Origin of the sequence: Streptomyces atriruber, from assembly GCF_001418325.1 — a bacterium.
GTDB classification, from domain to species: domain Bacteria; phylum Actinomycetota; class Actinomycetes; order Streptomycetales; family Streptomycetaceae; genus Streptomyces; species Streptomyces atriruber.
Genome location: NZ_LIPN01000060.1, coordinates 1 through 16,899 on the forward strand (window position 1 = coordinate 1; position 16,899 = coordinate 16,899).

The 16,899-nt window shown below is 72.9% G+C and carries 13 protein-coding genes; 8 read left to right on the forward strand and 5 right to left on the reverse strand.

Annotated features, from left to right (window positions below):
* Positions 1-967: glycosyl hydrolase family 18 protein (locus AOK03_RS06675; RefSeq protein WP_055564234.1), on the forward strand; the 967-nt coding region annotated here is incomplete at its 5' end.
* A gap of 47 nt (positions 968-1,014) precedes the next feature.
* Here the strand turns inward: AOK03_RS06675 and AOK03_RS06680 are convergent.
* Positions 1,015-2,442, reverse strand: coding sequence for an amidase (locus AOK03_RS06680; protein WP_055564235.1), 1,428 nt, complete (start codon positions 2,440-2,442; stop codon positions 1,015-1,017).
* Positions 2,443-2,613: 171 nt separating this feature from the next.
* Between AOK03_RS06680 and AOK03_RS06685 the strand changes: the two genes are divergently transcribed.
* Entirely contained in the window at positions 2,614-3,648 is a 1,035-nt protein-coding gene (locus tag AOK03_RS06685) for a LacI family DNA-binding transcriptional regulator (protein ID WP_055564236.1), read from the forward strand.
* 10 nt (positions 3,649-3,658) lie between these two features.
* Here AOK03_RS06685 and trxA read toward each other — a convergent pair whose 3' ends face one another.
* Positions 3,659-4,042: a thioredoxin gene (gene trxA, locus AOK03_RS06690; RefSeq protein WP_055564237.1), complete on the reverse strand. Its 384-nt coding sequence runs from the start codon at positions 4,040-4,042 to the stop codon at positions 3,659-3,661.
* A gap of 165 nt (positions 4,043-4,207) precedes the next feature.
* Between trxA and AOK03_RS06695 the strand changes: the two genes are divergently transcribed.
* Entirely contained in the window at positions 4,208-5,632 is a 1,425-nt protein-coding gene (locus AOK03_RS06695) for a dihydrolipoyl dehydrogenase family protein (RefSeq protein ID WP_055564238.1), read from the forward strand.
* 47 nt (positions 5,633-5,679) lie between these two features.
* Here the strand turns inward: AOK03_RS06695 and rph are convergent, their stop codons facing one another.
* Entirely contained in the window at positions 5,680-8,313 is a 2,634-nt protein-coding gene (gene rph / locus AOK03_RS06700; protein WP_055564239.1) for a rifamycin-inactivating phosphotransferase, read from the reverse strand.
* Between the two features lie 139 nt (positions 8,314-8,452).
* On the opposite strand from rph, the gene AOK03_RS06705 reads away from it, so the two are divergent.
* Together AOK03_RS06705 and AOK03_RS06710 are read left to right on the forward strand one after the other, a co-directional pair.
* On the forward strand, positions 8,453-8,797 hold the full coding sequence (locus AOK03_RS06705; protein ID WP_157868874.1) for a hypothetical protein: 345 nt from the start codon (positions 8,453-8,455) through the stop codon (positions 8,795-8,797).
* Positions 8,798-9,037 carry a hypothetical protein gene (locus tag AOK03_RS06710; RefSeq protein WP_055564241.1) on the forward strand — a complete coding sequence of 80 codons (240 nt, stop codon included), beginning with the start codon at positions 8,798-8,800 and terminating at the stop codon, positions 9,035-9,037.
* Here AOK03_RS06710 and AOK03_RS06715 read toward each other — a convergent pair.
* Both AOK03_RS06715 and AOK03_RS06720 read right to left on the reverse strand, forming a co-directional pair.
* Positions 9,016-9,891 carry an alpha/beta hydrolase gene (locus AOK03_RS06715; RefSeq protein ID WP_157868875.1) on the reverse strand — a complete coding sequence of 292 codons (876 nt, stop codon included), beginning with the start codon at positions 9,889-9,891 and terminating at the stop codon, positions 9,016-9,018. The two genes, AOK03_RS06710 and AOK03_RS06715, sit on opposite strands and share 22 nt — an antisense overlap.
* Positions 9,892-10,092: 201 nt before the next feature.
* Positions 10,093-13,368, reverse strand: coding sequence for a bifunctional cytochrome P450/NADPH--P450 reductase (locus AOK03_RS06720; protein ID WP_055564243.1), 3,276 nt, complete (start codon positions 13,366-13,368; stop codon positions 10,093-10,095).
* 206 nt (positions 13,369-13,574) lie between these two features.
* Here AOK03_RS06720 and AOK03_RS06725 point away from each other — a divergent pair, with 206 nt between their 5' ends.
* From AOK03_RS06725 to AOK03_RS06735, 3 genes are all read left to right on the forward strand, one after another.
* Positions 13,575-14,384: a PAS domain-containing protein gene (locus AOK03_RS06725; protein ID WP_244177508.1), complete on the forward strand. Its 810-nt coding sequence runs from the start codon at positions 13,575-13,577 to the stop codon at positions 14,382-14,384.
* Positions 14,385-14,433: 49 nt separating this feature from the next.
* Positions 14,434-15,507, forward strand: a complete 1,074-nt coding sequence (locus AOK03_RS06730) for a M20 family metallopeptidase (RefSeq protein ID WP_079074534.1) — start codon at positions 14,434-14,436, stop codon at positions 15,505-15,507.
* 75 nt (positions 15,508-15,582) lie between these two features.
* The gene (locus tag AOK03_RS06735) at positions 15,583-16,695 is read left to right on the forward strand and encodes a carboxylate-amine ligase (protein ID WP_055564246.1); all 1,113 of its coding nucleotides are present in this window, start codon (positions 15,583-15,585) and stop codon (positions 16,693-16,695) included.
* Positions 16,696-16,899: the final 204 nt, after the last annotated feature.

Sequence of the window (16,899 nt, forward strand, 5' to 3'; positions counted from 1 at the left end):
CCGCTCCCCCGCGCCACCGCCCCGCACCGTCTCCGCCTGGCTCCCGTACTGGGACCAGGAAGCCGCGTACAAGAACGCCCTGCGCCACGCCGACCAGCTGCACACCGTCAGCCCGTTCTGGTACCGGACGCGGTCGGCCGGGCGTGTCGACCCGCACACCGGCGCGGGGGAGCGGCGGATCGTCGACGGGCTGCACCGGGCGGGCATCAAGGTCGTGCCGACCGTCATGGAGACCCTGCCGCGCGGCGAGCTCGCCGCCGTGGTGACCGACCCCGGCCGCCGCGCCACACACATCGAGGCCCTGCTCCGCACCGCCCGCAGCCGCGCCTACGACGGCCTCGACCTCGACTACGAAACGATCGCGCCGACCGGCGACGCCGCCTACGAGAAGGTCCGGGACGGCTACGCCACGCTGGTCACCGACCTCTGCCGTCGGCTCCACGCCCTGCGCAAGCAATGCGTCGTCACCGTCTCCCCGAAGACTGCGGGCACCGGACGCGTCTGGGACTACGAGCGGCTCGGCGCGGCCGTCGACCGGCTGCGCGTCATGGCCTACAACCTGCACTGGGCCGAGGGCACGCCCGGCCCGCTCTCCACCCCGGCCTGGTACGACGAGATCCTGCGCCGCGCCACCGCCGAAGTGCCCAGGCACAAGCTGGAGACGGGACTGCCCGCCTACGGCTGGGACTGGGCCGTCGGCAAGCGCGAAAGGGCCCGGCACGTGACCTCGCGGGAGGCCGAGGCGCTGCGCCGCAAGGTCGGCGCCCCCTACCGCATCGACCCCCGCTCCAGCACGCCCCACTTCACGTACAAGGACGGGCGGACGAGCCGGACCGTCTGGTACCAGGACGCCCGCGGAACCGCCGCGCACCTGCCCGTGCTGCGGCGGCACGGGGTGCGCAACACCGTGCTGTGGGCGCTCGGTTTCGAGGACCCCGGTCTGTGGCGGGAGTTGGCACGCTCATGAGCGAGCCGCAATCGTGCGCCCGCCATCGCCGCGAGCCCCCCCCGCGATCACGAGACCGCCACGTCCGGCAGGGACGTCGGCCACCGCTCGTACCACCGCTGGTCCGCCTCCAACTGCGCCGCCAGGGACACCAGGAGCGGCTCGCTTCCCGCGGGCCCGAGCAACTGCGCGCCGACGGGCAGCCCACCCGGTGTGCGCCCCGCGGGCACGTTGACGCCCGGCCAGCCGAGGACGTTCCAGGGCCACGCGTAGGGGCAGGCGGCGATCATCGCCCGGTCGGTCCGCCAGCCGCTCATCGCGGCGAGCGTGCCGACGCGCGGCGGCGGTGCGGCCGTCGTCGGGGCGATCACCACGTCGTACGTCGAGAAGACCGCCCCGACCCTGCGGTGCAGCGCGGCCTCCGCGCGGCGCGCCAGCCGCAGCGGCGCGCCGCCCAACAGCCGCCCCATGCGCGCCGCTTCCCGCGTCCGCCGGTCCAGGAGCGAGAAGTCGGGCACCTGCCGGGTCCACTCGGCGATACCGGCCGTCGCGCGCGGCACGAACGCAAGGCCGATCTGGCCGTAGCGCGGGTCGGCCTCCTCGACGTCGTGGCCGAGCGCGGCGAGCCGGTCGGCGAGCGCCACCACCCGGTCCCGCACCACGGGATGCAGCTGCTTGGGCGTCGCCGTGAACGGCATCCGCAAGGACAGGGCGATGCGCAGCCGCCCGGGATCACGGGTCGCGGCCCGCGCCGCCCGCACGGGTACCGGCCGGTGCAGGTCACCCTCGTGGCCGCCGCTCGCCGCGTCGAGGAGCAGCGCCGCGTCCGCGACCGTCCTCGCGAGCGGGCCGTTGACGGTGATGCCTTGGAAGGCCTCGGGCCACGGCCACGTCGATATCCGCCCGCGCTGCGGCTTGATCCCGACGAGATGGGTCCAGGCGGCGGGGATCCGCACCGAGCCCGCGCCGTCCGACCCCAGCGCCGCGGGGACGAGACCCGCCGCGACTGCGGCCGCCGAACCGCCCGACGACCCGCCGGGCGTGTGCCCCGGGTTCCACGGGTTGCGGGTGTCGCCGAAGCCCGGCCCCTCCGTGAACGGCCACTGCCCCAGCTCGCACGTGTTGGTCTTGCCGACGATCACGGCCCCGGCCGCCCGGAGCCGACGGACGGCCTCGGAGTCCGCCGTCTTCGGCGGGAAGTCGCCCCGGCACCCGAACGCGGTCGGCTCACCCGCCACGTCCATGTCGTCCTTCACCGCGAGCGGCACCCCGAGCAGCGGCCGCCCGGAGCCGGCCGCGCCCGCCGCGAGCTCCCGGTCGGCGGCGTCCGCCTCGGCGAGCGCGGCCTCGGCCCGCACCAGCTTGAAGGCGTTGAGCACGGGCTGTGCGGCCTCGATCCTGGCCAGCGTCCGCTCGGTCAGCGCACGCGAGGTCACCTCTCCCTCGGCGAGCGCGCGGGCGGTGCGCGCCAGGCCTTCGGCACGGTCGGCAGTCATGTGGGGGACACCTTCGCTCGACGACGGGTGTCCGAACGTTAACCGGCGAGTAGCTCGGCACGGAACGGCACCAACGCCGAACGACGGCAGGGAAGTTCACGCCACGGGCACGGCCCGGCTCCACCGCCCGCCTCCGGCCCCTCCGCCGCCGTCTGCAAAGATGCCCCTGTCATGGTGCAGATACCGAAGCAGCAGCCCACGCAGCGCTCCGTGCCGACGAGCGCCGACGTCGCCCGCCTGGCGGGGGTCTCCCGCGCGACCGTCTCGTACGTCCTCAACAACACCAGCGCCGTCCGGATCAGCGAACCCACCCGCCGCCGCGTCCACGAAGCGGCCAGGGAGCTCGGCTACGTCCCGCACGCAGCCGCCCGCAGCCTCCGCGCCGGGCACAGCCGCATGGTCCTCATGCCCACGTCGGAGATCCCGATGGGCCCGCTCTTCAGCCGGTTCTTCAACGAACTGCAGTGGGCACTCAGCAGCTTCGACTACACCGTCGTCCAGTACGCCAGCCTCGGCCTGACCGGCGAGGACGCGGCCCGCGCCTGGGCCGAACTGCGCCCCGTGGCGGTCCTGGCGCCCGACGCGTCCGCGCTCAACCCGCGCGGGGTGACGGTCCTGAAGCGGTCCGGCGCCAAAGCCGTCTTCACGCTCGGACCGCACCGCGTCGAGGGTGCGCACGCCCTGCTCATGGACGGCCGCAGGGTCGGCGAGGCCGCGGCCCTGCACTTCCTCGCCCGCGGCCGACGCGCCATCGGCGTCGTCGTGCCCGAGGAGGGCGGCCTTGAGCACTTCTCGCAGCCACGCCTCGAAGGGGTCCACCAAGCGGTGGAGAGGGCGCGGACCACCGGCGCGTCGGTCACCGAGCTGCCCCTCGCCTACGACGAGGAATCCGCCGCCCGGCTCGCCGCACGCTGCCGCGCCGAGGGCATCGACGCCGTCTTCGCCTACAACGACGAGTACGCGATGCTCCTGATGCGCGCCCTGCAGGACGAGGGCATCGACGTCCCCGGGGACACCGCCGTGATCGGCTCGGACGACCTGATGCTGGGCAGGCTGCTGCGCCCCCGCCTCAGCACCGTCCGCATCGAGCTGCCGTCCGGCCGCGGCCTCGCCGAGCTGGTCGACCGCGTGGTCCGGGACCCGGGCGCGGAACCCGAGGTGCACGACGTGCTCGGTGCGGACGTCGTGCACCGCGAGTCCAGCTAGGGTCCGTCTCCTACTGCCCCTGCTGCTTGGCCTGCTCCTCGGCGACCTGCCGACGGACCTCGTCCATGTCCAGGTTCCTGGCCTGACCGATGACGTCCGTGAGCGCGGCCTCGGGCAGCGCACCCGGCTGGGAGAACACCGCCACCTGGTCGCGGACGATCATCAGCGTCGGGATGGACTGGATGTTGAAGGCCTGGGCCAGCTCGGGCTGGGCCTCCGTGTCGACCTTGGCGAACACCAGGTCGGGGTTGGCCTCGGCCGCCTTCTCGTAGACGGGGGCGAACTGCTTGCAGGGCCCGCACCACTCCGCCCAGAAGTCGATCAGGACGAATCCGTTGTCCGTGACCGTCTGGTCGAAGTTCTCCTTGGTGAGCTCCACGGTGGCGCTGCTCATGGTGTGTCCCTACTTCCATGTATGGGGCGTGGCCGCTGTGCACAACGGCCGATCGTGCGGACGTATTCCGCCTGGTCGCACGCGCGGACGGGCCGCGCGTGCAGCGGCGTGTCTCGCGCGCGTACCCGTGTGGCCACGGCGCACACCTACCGACACACTGTCCTCATGACGGATGCCATCACGTACGACGTTGTAGTCATCGGAGCGGGCCCCGTGGGGGAGAACGTGGCGGACCGCGCCCGCGCCGCGGGACTGAGTGCCGCGATCGTGGAGAGCGAGCTCGTCGGGGGCGAGTGCTCCTACTGGGCCTGCATGCCCAGCAAGGCCCTCCTGCGCCCCGTCATCGCCCGCGCCGACGCCCGCCACGTCCCGGGCCTGCGCGACTCCGTGCAGGGCCCACTGGACGTCTCCGCGGTCCTCGCGCACCGCGACGACTACACCTCGCACTGGAAGGACGACGGCCAGGTCGGCTGGCTGGAGGGGGTCGGCGTCGACCTGTACCGGGGCCACGGCCGCATCGCGGGCCCCCGCGAGGTCACGGTCACCGGCACGGACGGCACCGGGCACACGCTCCGCGCCCGCCACGCGGTCGCCGTCTGCACCGGCACCCGCGCGGCCCTGCCCGACCTGCCGGGCCTCGCCGACGTCAAGCCGTGGACCAGCCGCGAGGCCACCAGTGCCGACCACGCCCCCGGCCGCCTCCTCGTCGTGGGCGGCGGCGTCGTCGCCGTCGAGATGGCGACCGCCTGGCAGGCGCTGGGGTCGCAGGTCACGGTCCTCGTGCGCGGCGGGGGCCTGCTGCCCCGCATGGAGCCGTTCGCCGGGGAGCTGGTGCGGGAGGCGCTCACCGAGGCGGGCGCCGAGATCCGCTCGGGCGTCTCGGTCACCGCGGTGCGCCGCGAGAACGGCACCGTGACGGCGACCCTGGACGACGGCTCCACGCTGGAGGCCGACGAGATCCTCTTCGCCACCGGCCGCGCCCCGCGCACCGACGACATCGGCCTGGAGACCGTCGGCCTGCGGCCCGGCTCGTACCTCCAGGTCGACGACAGCCTCCGCGTCGAGGGCAGCGACTGGCTCTACGCGGTCGGCGACGCGAACCGCCGCGCGCTCCTCACCCATCAGGGCAAGTACCAGGCCCGCATCGCGGGCGCCGCCATCGCCGCCCGCGCCCAGGGCGTCCCGATCCTGGAGACCGACCGCTGGGGCGCCCACGCCGCCACCGCCGACCACGCCGCGGTCCCGCAGGTCGTCTTCACCGACCCCGAGGCCGCCTCCGCGGGCCTGACCCTCGCGGAGGCGGAAGCGGCGGGCCACCGCGTCCGCGCCGTCGACTACGACATGTCCGGAGTCGCCGGAGCGGGCCTCTACGCCGACGGCTACCGCGGCCGCGCCCGCATGATCGTGGACCTGGACCGCGAGATCCTCCTCGGCGTCACGTTCGTCGGCCCCGGAGTGGGCGAACTCATCCACTCGGCGACGATGGCGATCGCGGGCGAGATCCCCCTGAGCCGCCTGTGGCACGCGGTCCCCGCGTATCCGACGATCAGCGAGGTGTGGTTGCGGCTGCTGGAGACGTACAGGGGCTGACCGCGCCCGCGCACATCGAGCCGTCGCCCGGATCGCCAGTCGCACGGTCAGTCGAGGATCTCCACGTACCCGTCGATCCCGTGCACCCGGATCCGCTGGCCGTCCCGGATGCGGCGCGTGGCGCCGTCCACGCCCACGACGGCCGGGAGGCCGTACTCGCGGGCGATCACCGCGCCGTGGGTCATCAGGCCGCCCGCCTCCGTCACCAGCCCCGCGACCGCCACGAACAGGGGCGACCAGCTGGGGTCGGTGAAGGCGGTGACCAGGATGTCGCCCGCCTCCAGGTCGGCCTCCGCGATGTCGTGGATGACACGGGCCCTGCCCTCGACCGTCCCCGCGGAGACGGGCAGGCCCACCAGGGCGCCGTCCGGCACGCCGTCGCGGCGGTACGCCCCGGTGATGGCCTCGCCGTCCGAGGTGAGCACCCGGGGCGGGGTGAGCGCCTCGTAGGAACGGAAGTCGTCCTTGCGCCGCCGGATGAGCCCCTCGTCCACCTGCTGCGAGACCGCGACCTGGTGGACCTCCTGGAAGGTGAGGTAGTAGATGTCCTCCCGCTCGGCGAGCACGCCCGCCCGCACGAGGCGGTCGGCCTCCTTCAACAGCGCCTGCTTGTAGACGAAGTAGCGGCTGACGATGTTGTACTTCGGGTACTCCCGGTAGCCGACGAAGGTGCGGACCCGGTCGATCATCCGCTTGGTCTCGTCGGCCTTCCGCTCCCCGTCCGGCAGCAGCCGCAGGCGGGCCAGCACGTCCTGTTCCTTCTTGTACGCCTCCTGCCGCCCCTGCTCGAAGCGGCGCTCGGCGGCACCGGGCCCGAAGTTCCTGACGTTGTCGAGGATGACGGGCACGAGCGCGGCGGGCCGCTCGCTCCAGCGCGGCCTCGTGATGTCGATCTCGCCGACGCAGCGCATGCCGTAGTGGTCGAGGTACGACTCGATGGCGTCGCGCGCCGCCGTCCCGCCCGGCAGTCCCGCCATGCGCTCCAGGAAGCCGATGCCCTCGGCGTCCCCGACGTTCCGCAGGAACGCGACCACCTCCGGGTGCGGGCGGACGGCGTCGGCGACGTCCAGCAGCGCGAGGCCCATCTCCGACGTGATGTTGTCGGGGGCCGAGAGCGTCAGCGTGTCAGCCGCGTTCTTCTCGCCCAGCCACTCCTGCAGGTTGTCGTTGAGCCACCACGTGGCCTCCATCCCCGCCATGATCGCCTGCATGCTCAGCGGATCGCCCAGCACCCGCTTGTGCTCATCGAAGGCCTCCAGCAGGTACGCGAACAGCGCGGGCCCGGACTTCGACCGGATGTCGCGCCGCAGGGCGTCGAGGGACGTCCGGCTGCGTTCGATCAGTTCGGTGACGACGGCGGAATCGGTGGGAATGGGGGCGGGTGCGCCACCGGGCCGCGGGCCGCCGGAGCCTTCGTCCGGGAGCGAGGGGACGAAGTCGCCGCGGTCGAGGACGGTTTCCAGCGCGTCCCGGATCAGCGGATCCCCCTTCCCGATGAGATCCAGGAGACCGGCACGGCTCGCGGGCGAGCCCAGGCGCCGGATGACGTCGACGAACAGCCGTCCGCCCGCGTGGTGCATCGGCACCATGGCCGTCAGCTGCCACATGGAGAGCCCCAACGGCTTCATGGCGTCGGTCATCATCTGCTGGTGGCCGGTGGAGACGTACAGGTGGTTGTCCTGGTCGTCGGTCTCGGGCACGGGGAACAGCGTCGTGATCGGCCGGCTCTGCACGATCCGGAACCCGGCGTCGGCACCGTCGCCGTCACCGTCGTCCCCATCGACCAGGCACCATTCGATGTCCTGCGGCCGCCCGAAGTGCGCCTCGATCCGCCGCCCGAGCCGCACGAGCTCCACGACCTGCGCGTCGGTGAGCGCAGGCTTCTCCTGCTGCTCCGCGTCGACGGCCGCTTCCCGCGTTCCCCCGGCCGGCAGGGCGTACAGGGCGCGCTCCTTCGCGGCGATCGTCCGCTCGACGATCTCACCGTCGCGCACCCGGTGGACGTCCGGGTTCACCAGGCCGGAGACCAGGGCCTCACCGAGACCGAATCCGGCGTCCACGGTGGCGACCTTCCGGTTGCCCGAGACGGGGTCGGCGGTGAACAGGATGCCGGAGGCGTACGGGGTGACCATGCGCTGCACGACCACGGCCATGTGGACCGCGTGGTGGTCGATGCCGTTGCGCCGGCGGTAGGTCACGGCCCGCTCGGTGAACAGCGAGGCCCAACACCGGCTGATGTGCCGGAGGATCGCCTCGGGTCCGATGACGTTCAGGTAGGTGTCCTGCTGACCGGCGAAGGAGGCCGTCGGCAGGTCCTCGGCCGTCGCACTGGAACGGACGGCGTAGGCGCCCCGCTCGCCGAGGCGGGTGATCTCGGCGGTGATCACTGCCGCGAGATCCTGCGGGACCGCGACCGCCTCGATGATCCGGCGGATCTCCGCGCTGAGCGTGCGGATCCCCTCCCGGTCGTCCGGGTCCAGCCGCGCCAGCCGGTCGAGGTGGTCGTCGAGGCGGGCCTGCGCCATGATCCGCCGGAAGGCGTCCGTCGTCACGCAGAAGGCGTCCGGCACCCGGATGCCCTCGATGCGCGACAGCCCGCCCAGGTTCGCGCCTTTTCCGCCGACTACCGCGAGCCGCGTCTCGTCGATGTCCTGCAGACCCACCACGTACCGCTCGGTCACTGAGCAACTCCCCATGCGTTCTTTTTGCACCACACTCACCGGTTGTGGCCTCGGCCGAGGATTGTGCGTCACGACCGGGGCCTTGCCGCAAGGCCCCCACCGCGCTATAAGTTAAGAGTGGCAAGGAGAGCAATTCTCCTTGCCTTCGTTGTTTTGCGGCCCGATCCGCCCGACCGGCCGTCACTGGTACGTCACCGTGGCCGTGACCGCCGTCCCGCTGATCGTGCTGGGCGTGGTCATCGCGGTGCAGCGGCTCGACAGCGCGATCGACGCGGTGGACACCGGCCACCCGTTCGCCGACGGTGACACCGTGACCCTGCGGCTGGAGCCGGAGAGCGAAAAGGCGATCTGGATCAAGGACCGGGGCCCGTCCGCCACCCAGGACTGCAAGATCACCGGCTCGGGCGCCCCCGCTCTCACCGATCCGGGAATCGACGTGTTTCTCACCCGCGACGAGACCTGGAACCCGCTCCGCACCATCTAGGTGTCACGGGCGGGCGAGTACGAGATCACCTGCTCGTCCCAGGGCCCGTCGCGGTACGCCATCGGGCATCCCGAAGGTCACGTCACCTTTGCGGGCGGGGTGGTGCTGGCCGTGCTTCTCTCGATCCCGGGGATCGCCGTCGGCACGGCCATCGTTCTGGTCACTGCCGTTCGCCGCCACGGTCATCGCAAGCGGCTGCTCGCGGACCGGTCACGCTCCTACCACTTCTCGCACCAGTAGAGGGCGTTCATCGCGACGCGGGCGGGAGCCGCGCCGGTCCGGTCGTGTCCGGGCCGTTCGGGCACGTTCTGGTACCACTGCGGATAGACCCCGGTGGTTATCTCGTTGAGATTCTCGTGGGTCCAGCCGTCGGTGGCGTCGGTTTCGGGATACCAGACCCGATGGTCCGCCGACATCGCCAGGGCGGACCATTTGATCTTCCAGTCTGATTCCGCTCCGATGAGGGTCCAGTCGGTTCCCTGAGCGGACTGCGGGTTGTCGTTCGTCCAGTCGAGGAAGCCGGAGCCCGGCCTCATCTCACGGCACTGGGTGGTCGGCTCGAACGGGTCGCAGGCGTAGGCGAACGTGGTTCCGCCGTGCGGCCCGGCGACGCTGGCCACGTCCTCGACGTAGATGTAGGGCGGCCATCCGGTCTCGTGACGCTCGACCCCGGTGATGGCCGCCTGCGCGATCAGCCCGCCCATGGAGTGGGAGACGATGTCCACGGACTGACCGACCTGGGAGTACGAGCGATAGATCTCCCAGGCGAGCGCCTTGCCCAGTTCCTTGAGGGAGGTGTTCTTGGTGCCTCCGTCGAGAAGCGGGGTATTGCAATTCTTGTCGCCGGCGTAATACCCGACGAAGTGGCGCGGACCGGTCCAGTCCGCCTCGTCGAAGAGTTTGTCGGCGGGGCCCCAGGCATCCATGCAATCGCTGCCCGTCGCATCCGACGACGCGCCGAGGTAACCCTTGAGGAAGTAGACCGGCTCATCGGACGTGTCGTTCCGAGGCGGCACCGCGGCCGCCTTCCCCGGGGCGTTGCCGGACAACGCGGTCGCTGCCGTCGCCCCGCCGATGGCCAGTGCTGTCAGCACGGCCAACAGCACGGATATCAGGCGCGGTAATCTGTGAGCTCTCACTGAATTCCCCCTGTGCTTGTGACGGACACGGTCGCCGCCGACGGTATTGCGGCGAGTAACAAGGCCGCATCCAACGGGCGTTTGAGCCCGGAGCCAACCCAGCGCGGTAGCGGGTAAACCAGCGTGGTATTCGGGGGATCTTCTGTACCGTCGCGGTCAGGCGCTCACGTAGACGTCCTCCACGTACCTCCCCTCGGCGACGAGCCCCTGCCACCAGGCCTCGGCCCGTTCAGGCGAGTCATCGCCCGAGTGCTTCACGTGGAGCTGCCGGAAGGCCTCGCGGACGCCGGGGGCCATGCGGGCGCCGTCGCCGCAGACGTAGACCCGGGCTCCGGACTCCAGGAGGTGCCAGATCTCCTGGGCCTCGGCCGCGATGCGGTGCTGGACGAAGAGGAGTTCGCCCTCGGGGGCCCGGGAGTACGTCGGGCGCATCGACACCGCTCCCGCACGCTCCGCCGCTTCGAGTTCCGCGCGGTGGAGGTAGTCGACGTCGGGGTGGTCGCAGCCGAAATAGCAGAGGGCGGGGGCGAGCGGGGTGCCGTTGCGGAGGAGTGCCACGCGGTCGGCGACGGCGCCGCGGAAGGGGGCGAGACCCGTGCCCGCGCCGATCATGATGACGGGGGTCCGTGCGTCCGCGGGGATCCGGAAGACGTCACGGCAGGGCTGTACGCGCGCGTGGAGCGTGTCGCCGGGCCGCAGGCGGTGGAGGTGCGAGGAACCGGTGCCGCGGTACGTGCCGCGGCCCGAGCGGTCCGGTGCCGAGAGGAGCGACACCATCAGGTCGGCACGGCCCGGCGCGGCGGCGGGCGACGACGAGATCGAGTAGTGGCGGGCGCGGATCGGCGGCAGCAGTTCGAGCAGGACGGGCCAGGGGAGTTGCCCGCGCAGGGCCGGATGGTCCTCGACCAGGTCGAGGAGGTTCCCGGGCCGCGCGCCCAAGGCCCCTGGGTCGGCTGCCAGTTGCTCCAGGGCGGCGCGCTCGGGCGGGCACGGGTTGTGCTCGGCGAGCAGGGCGACCTGGGCGGCTGTCGGGGCGTCCCGCAACTCGACGTAGCGGCCGAGGAGTTCACGGACGGCCACGGGCCGGTCCAGCGGCAGGGTGGTGCGGCCGGGCCGGTGCGCCCGGATGTTGAGCACCGCGTCCGGGTCGACGCCGAACAGCGACGCCGCGCGCTCGACCGACTCTGGGGCGTTGACCGGCAGTACCGCGAGGTGGTCGGCGGTGCGATAGGTGACGCCGTCGGGGAGCGCCACCCGCAGGAACCGCTTGGCGCGGGCGAGCGGATGGGTGAGGTCGACGAGGTCGGACGCCTCCGTGACCGTCATCGGCACCGTGCCGTGCCGGGCGTCCAGCGCGTCCAGCGGCCCGCCGGAGACCTCCACGACGTCGTAGCCCCTGGTGGCCGGTGCGGGGGCGGTGGTCCCGGCGCTCTCCGGGTCGCCGTACTGCCGCAGCAGCGTGTGCCGCAGCGTTGCGGTGAAGCGCTCCACCGACCCTGCGAGGTCCCCGGAGGCGTCGGCCTCGGCGCGCTCCAGGAGGCGGATCGCGCCTGCGGCGGCGAGCCCGTCGTCGATGAGCGTGGGCACCCGCTGATAGGTCGCCGCCCAGTTGCGGTCGCCGACGCCGAGGACCGCGTACCGCACACCGGCGGCCGCGTCCGGCGCGGCCCGGGTCAGCCAGGAGACGAACTCGCCCGCGTCGTCGGTGGGCCTGCCGTTGTAGGACGCGGTGACGATCACGACGGGGGAGTCGGCGGGCAGTGCGCGCAGCGCACCGGCGGCGTCGTCGAGCGGGGCGACGCGTGCGTCGAAGCCGAGGTCGGCAGCGAGGTCCGCGAGCTGCTCGGCGTATCCCCGGCAGGTCCCGAAGTTGGAACCGTGGAGCAGCGTGAGGGCGGTGCCCGGCATCGCGCGGGTGGGGAGGCCGTCCTCAGGCCGACCGGCATCCGGGCGTGACGTCCGGGAGAGCTGTGCGGTGCCGCCGAACGCGCCCCCGGCACCGGCCCTGCCGCGCGCACGGTCCGCGGCGGTCCGCGCCGCCAGCGTCATCGTGAAGCCCTCGGGCTTGAGGGTGAGGGTCTCCTTGACCTTCAGGCGGTAGTCGGCGCGGTCGATGAACCGGTAGCGGTGCACCAGCATGCCGAGCAGCATCGTGGCCTCGTGCAGCGCGAACTGCCGCCCGATGCAGGCGCGTTCACCGGTTCCGAACGGCTTGTACGCGTGCGCGGAGCGGGCCGCCTCCGTCTCCGGGGCGAAGCGGTCGGGGTCGAACTCCTCGACGTTGTCGCCCCAGACCGGGTCCCGGTGCAGCATCGGGGTCAGCACCACCACGTACTGTCCCGCCTCGATCGGATGCCCGCCGAGAGTCGTGTCGGCGCGGGCCCTGCGCTGGAACGCGGGCGCGGTGGGCCACAGCCGCAGCGCCTCGTTGAGCACCTGGCGCACGTAACGCAGCTTGCCCACGTCTTCGTACGTCGGTTCGGGGTCGGGATCGTCGCCCCACAGGGCGTCGACCTCGGCCTGGGCGAGGTGCAGGACCGCCGGGTTCTTCATCAGGTGGTGGAGGGCGAAGGCGAGCGTGCCGGACGTCGTCTCGTGCCCGGCGATGAGGAACGTGATGACCTGGTTGCGGATGTTCGCCTCGTCCAGGGTCTCTCCGCTGCCGGGGTGCGGGGAGTTGAGCATCAGGCCGAGCAGGTCGTCGGCGGTCGTGTCGCCCGATGCCTTGCGGGTCTCGATGACCTCGTCGACGACCCGGGCGAGGAAGGCGGCGTCGGCCTCGAACGCCGCGTCGTCGGCGGCGTAGTCCCCGGCGGGATCCCGGGCCAGCTTCGCCTGACTGTGTGCCAGGCCCCGTACGAGAGCCTGTACGAAGGGGTGCGGATCGGTGCGGCCGAACGACTCGAAGTCGTAGCCGAAGCCGGACAGGCCGATGGTGTCCAGCGTCATCCTGGTCATGTCCTCGGAGACCTCCACCGGCGCGGACTCGGCCGCGCCCGGCGCGAACCGGCCGTCCCAGGAGGCGATGAGGCGCCGGGCCACGCGCAGCATGTGCGGGTGGTACGTCCGCATCGAGTTCATGGCGAACGCGGGGAGCAGGATGTCGTGCGCCTTGGCCCAGTTGGGCTCGTCGTCGTACGCCGTGAACAGGCCGTCGCCCGCGATGCCGCGGACGTTCTGCAGCGCGGGGCCGACCCCCTTGGCGAACCGCGTCTCGTCCGACAGCTCCTCGACCAGTTCCAGGGAACCGGCCCAGACGGTCTCGCGCCCGTGGTACCTGCGGACGTACAAGGGCCCGTGCACCCGCGCGAGCTCCACGGCCTGCTGGATCGGAGTGGCGGTCGGCCCGGCCGCCGTCACGTCGACGGTGGGCAGTACGAGGTCCGGGTGGTCCTGGAGACCACAGACCTCGACGGTGTGTTCTTCGCTCATGGCGGCAGTGCCCCTTCCCTTGGACACGAGGGAGTCGAGCGCCCGGCAGGTGGGGCGCGGTATCCACGGTGGCCTTCGTCGAGGGGCCGCTTCGGGCGAGAACTACATAATCTTGTAGGGGGCTTTTCCGCCCCGGCGCTTGCGCGGTGGGCACGAGTGCTGTGGGTGCGACGGACGAGGGCGCGAACGTGAAGGGAGCGAGGTGCGTGGGCGGGGAAATGGAGCGCGGCGGTGAAGAAGTCGGGGACGAGGCGGGGAAGGCGAGAGAGGCGGACGCGGCGGGCAAGGCGAAGGAGGCGGACGCCGCCGTGTGGCGCGGCCGTTTCCTCACCCTGCTGGACCGCTCCCCGACGCCGACCGCGATCGCCGGTACGAACGGCCTCGTCTCCGTCGCCAACCCGGCCTTCGCCAGTGCGCTGGGGCTCCAGCCGGGCCGGGTGGCGAACCGGCTCCTGCTCGACCTGCTCACCCCCACCAACAGCGATCAACTCCGCAAACTCGACGAGGCCATGCGCTCCGGCCGCCGGTCCCGCTACCCGGTCGAGGCGTGCTGGGCGGCAGGCGGCACGACCCGCCACGGACAGGTCACCGTCGAGCCCGTCACCGACCCGTTGGAGGACACCCCGCCCCTGATGGTGACCCTGCGCGTGGCGGAGGAGCGCGATGGGCCCACGAGGAACGGAGCCGCCGCCCGCACCGGCGGCCCGCGAGCGGTGGACGCGGGGGAGGAGCTCGCCCACCCCGCCCTGAACGCCCAGGAGGCCCGCATCCTGCGGCTGGTCGCGGGCGGCGCCACGACGTCGGTCGTCGCGCGCACCGTCGGCATCGGCGTGGACGGGGTCAACTACCACCTCACGCGGCTCTGCCGCCGCCTGCACGTCCCCAACCGGACGGCGCTGGTGGCTCGGGCCTACGTACTCGGACTGCTGGACGCGCAGGCGTGGCCGCCGCAGGTGTCGGGCCCGGCCGGGCGCCGCGGAGGTCCCGCCAGGGGCGGTTCCGGAGCGCGCACGTAACCTTGCGGGCGTGACGAAGCGCGAGCCGGTCGACGTGAGTGTCGACGCGATGGTCGAGGACCTCAGGACACTGGTCGAGGTGGAGTCGCCGTCGCGCGATCTCGACGCCCTCACGGAGTCGGCGAAAACCGTCGCCGGGGTCGTCGAGAACCGGCTCGGCGGACACGCCGTGCTCGTCGCGAGCGAGGCGGGCCCGCACGTCCACTGGTCGGCCGGCGGCGACCCCCGCGTACTGATCCTCGGCCACCACGACACGGTGTTCCCGCTCGGCACCCTCGCCCGCCGCCCCTTCGCGGTCGCGGACGGGCGTGCGACCGGCCCCGGCGTCTTCGACATGCTGGGCGGTCTGGTGCAGGCCGTGCACGGTCTGGCGGCGCTCGACGACCTGTCGGGCGTCGAGATCCTGGTGACCGCGGACGAAGAGGTCGGCTCCCGCTCCTCCCGCGCCCTCATCGAGGAGCGCGCCCGTGCCTGCGGCGCGGTCCTGGTGTTCGAGGGCGCCGCAGACGGCGGGGGAGTGAAGACCGCCCGAAAGGGCTGCGGCACGTTCGAGGTCGCCATCACGGGCCGCGCCTCGCACGCGGGCCTCGAACCGGAGGCCGGGATCAACGCCCTGGTCGAAGCGGCGCACCAGGTCCTGGCCATCGCCGCGCTCGGCCGCCCCGACATCGGCACGACCGTCACCCCGACCGTCGCGTCCGCGGGCACCCTGGACAACGTCGTCCCCGCGGAGGCGACCGTCGTCGTCGACGTCCGGGTCGAGTTGCCCGAGGAGAAGGAACGCGTCGAATCCGCGTTCGCCGCGCTCCGCCCCCGCCTCGCGGGGGCGGAGATCACCGTCCGGGGTGGCGTCGGGCGCCCGCCGATGCCCGAGTCGGCGGCGGCCGGGCTCTTCGCGATGGCCCAGCAGCTCATCCCCGGCCTGGAGGGCAAGGCGGTCGGCGGGGGCAGCGACGGCAACTTCACGGCCGCGCTCGGCGTGCCGACGCTCGACGGCCTAGGGGCGGTCGGGGGCGGCGCGCACGCCGATCACGAGTACGTGGTGGTCGAGGCGATGGCCGAGCGCGCGCGCCTGGTGACCGGCCTGGTGCGCGCGATCCGGAACGCCGGGGTCGCGTCCTAGCCGGTCGGCCCGGATCTTCGGCCGTTTCGTGCGGCCCGGCGGAGCCGTGCCGCCCACCGTGAGAAGCTCGCGTCCATGACGGGTGAGCGGCGGCTGTCCGTAGGGGTGGAGGAGGAGTACCTCGTCGTCGATCCCGTGTCGCGGACGGTGCGCCCGTACGGCGAGCAGGTGGCCGCGGCGGCCGCCGAGCGGCTCGGCAAGGAGCGGGTGGGCGATGAGATCACCCGATTGCAGGTCGAGGCGAGAACGGAGCCGCACACCTGTCTCGGCGAACTCGCCGACGACATCGCCGCGATGCGTGGCGCGGTCGCGGACGCGGCCGGGCGCCAAGGGCTCGCGGTCGTCTCGTCCGGGTCGCCGGTGCTCGGGGAGGTGTCGCCGTTCCCCCTCACCCCCGGCCCGCGCTACGCCGCCAGTCTGGCGGCGTTCCGTGCCCTGGACGACGAGCAGTGCACGGCCGCCTGCCACGTCCACCTGGGCATCGCGGACCGGGCGCTGGCCCTGAAGGTGAGCAACCGGTTGCGCCCGTGGCTGCCGGTGCTGGTGTCGCTCACCGTGAACTCCCCCTACTGGGCCGGTCGGTGGACGGGGTACGCGAGCTGGCGGACCCTGTCCTGGGCGCGCTGGCCGGTGGCCGGACCACCGCCGTACTTCGAGTCCGTGGCGCACTTCGAGGAACTGGTGGGCCACCTGCACACGGCCGGGGCGGTCATGGACCCGGGCGGCCTGTACTGGGACGTACGCCCCTCGTCCCATGTGCCGACGCTGGAGATCCGCGTGGCCGACGCACAGATGACCGCCGGGGAGACGGTCCTGCACGCGGCGCTCGTGCGCGCGTTGGCGCAGACGGAGCTGCGCGCCGTCCGGGCCGGTGAGCCGGTCGTGAACCCCGCGCCGGAGGTGCTGCGGGCCGCGTACTGGCGGGCGGCCCGTGACGGCCTGCGCGGCCACGGCCTCGATGCGCACACCCAGCGGCTCCGACCGGCTCCGGTCCTGGCCGAGCGGCTCTATGCGCACGTCAGCGCGGCCCTGGAGGACAACGGCGACGGGGCGCGGGTCCGGGCGGCCTGGGCGCGGCTCCTGGCCCGCGGCACGGGCGCCGAGCGGCAGCGGGCCGCCCACCACAAGGACAACCGCCTGGCGGACACGGTGGACGCTCTGACCGGCTGTTTCGACGGCGTGGGGTGATCCGCGGCGGCGCCCGCACCGGCTTGGCACCAGGCAGACGACGCGGCGACCGGCCGCGCCGGTTAACCTGGGGGCAGCGGTGATCTTCCGGGCGGCCCCGGACGCGCCGCACGGCGGTGGGGCTCGCCGTACCCGAACCGCGGCGACGGACGCCGCCAACGGTCCCTACTTGCGATCGAGTGCGCCCTGCGACGGGCGACGGCG

What these genes read in the sequence shown, in the direction of transcription:
- AOK03_RS06680 (WP_055564235.1), bottom strand. Translation starts at nt 2,442, where the DNA reads ATGACTGCCGACCGTGCCGAAGGCCTGGCGCGCACCGCCCGCGCGCTC.
- AOK03_RS06685 (WP_055564236.1), top strand. Translation starts at nt 2,614, where the DNA reads ATGGTGCAGATACCGAAGCAGCAGCCCACGCAGCGCTCCGTGCCGACG.
- trxA (WP_055564237.1), bottom strand. Translation starts at nt 4,042, where the DNA reads ATGAGCAGCGCCACCGTGGAGCTCACCAAGGAGAACTTCGACCAGACG.
- AOK03_RS06695 (WP_055564238.1), top strand. Translation starts at nt 4,208, where the DNA reads ATGACGGATGCCATCACGTACGACGTTGTAGTCATCGGAGCGGGCCCC.
- AOK03_RS06720 (WP_055564243.1), bottom strand. Translation starts at nt 13,368, where the DNA reads ATGAGCGAAGAACACACCGTCGAGGTCTGTGGTCTCCAGGACCACCCG.
- AOK03_RS06730 (WP_079074534.1), top strand. Translation starts at nt 14,434, where the DNA reads ATGGTCGAGGACCTCAGGACACTGGTCGAGGTGGAGTCGCCGTCGCGC.
- AOK03_RS06735 (WP_055564246.1), top strand. Translation starts at nt 15,583, where the DNA reads ATGACGGGTGAGCGGCGGCTGTCCGTAGGGGTGGAGGAGGAGTACCTC.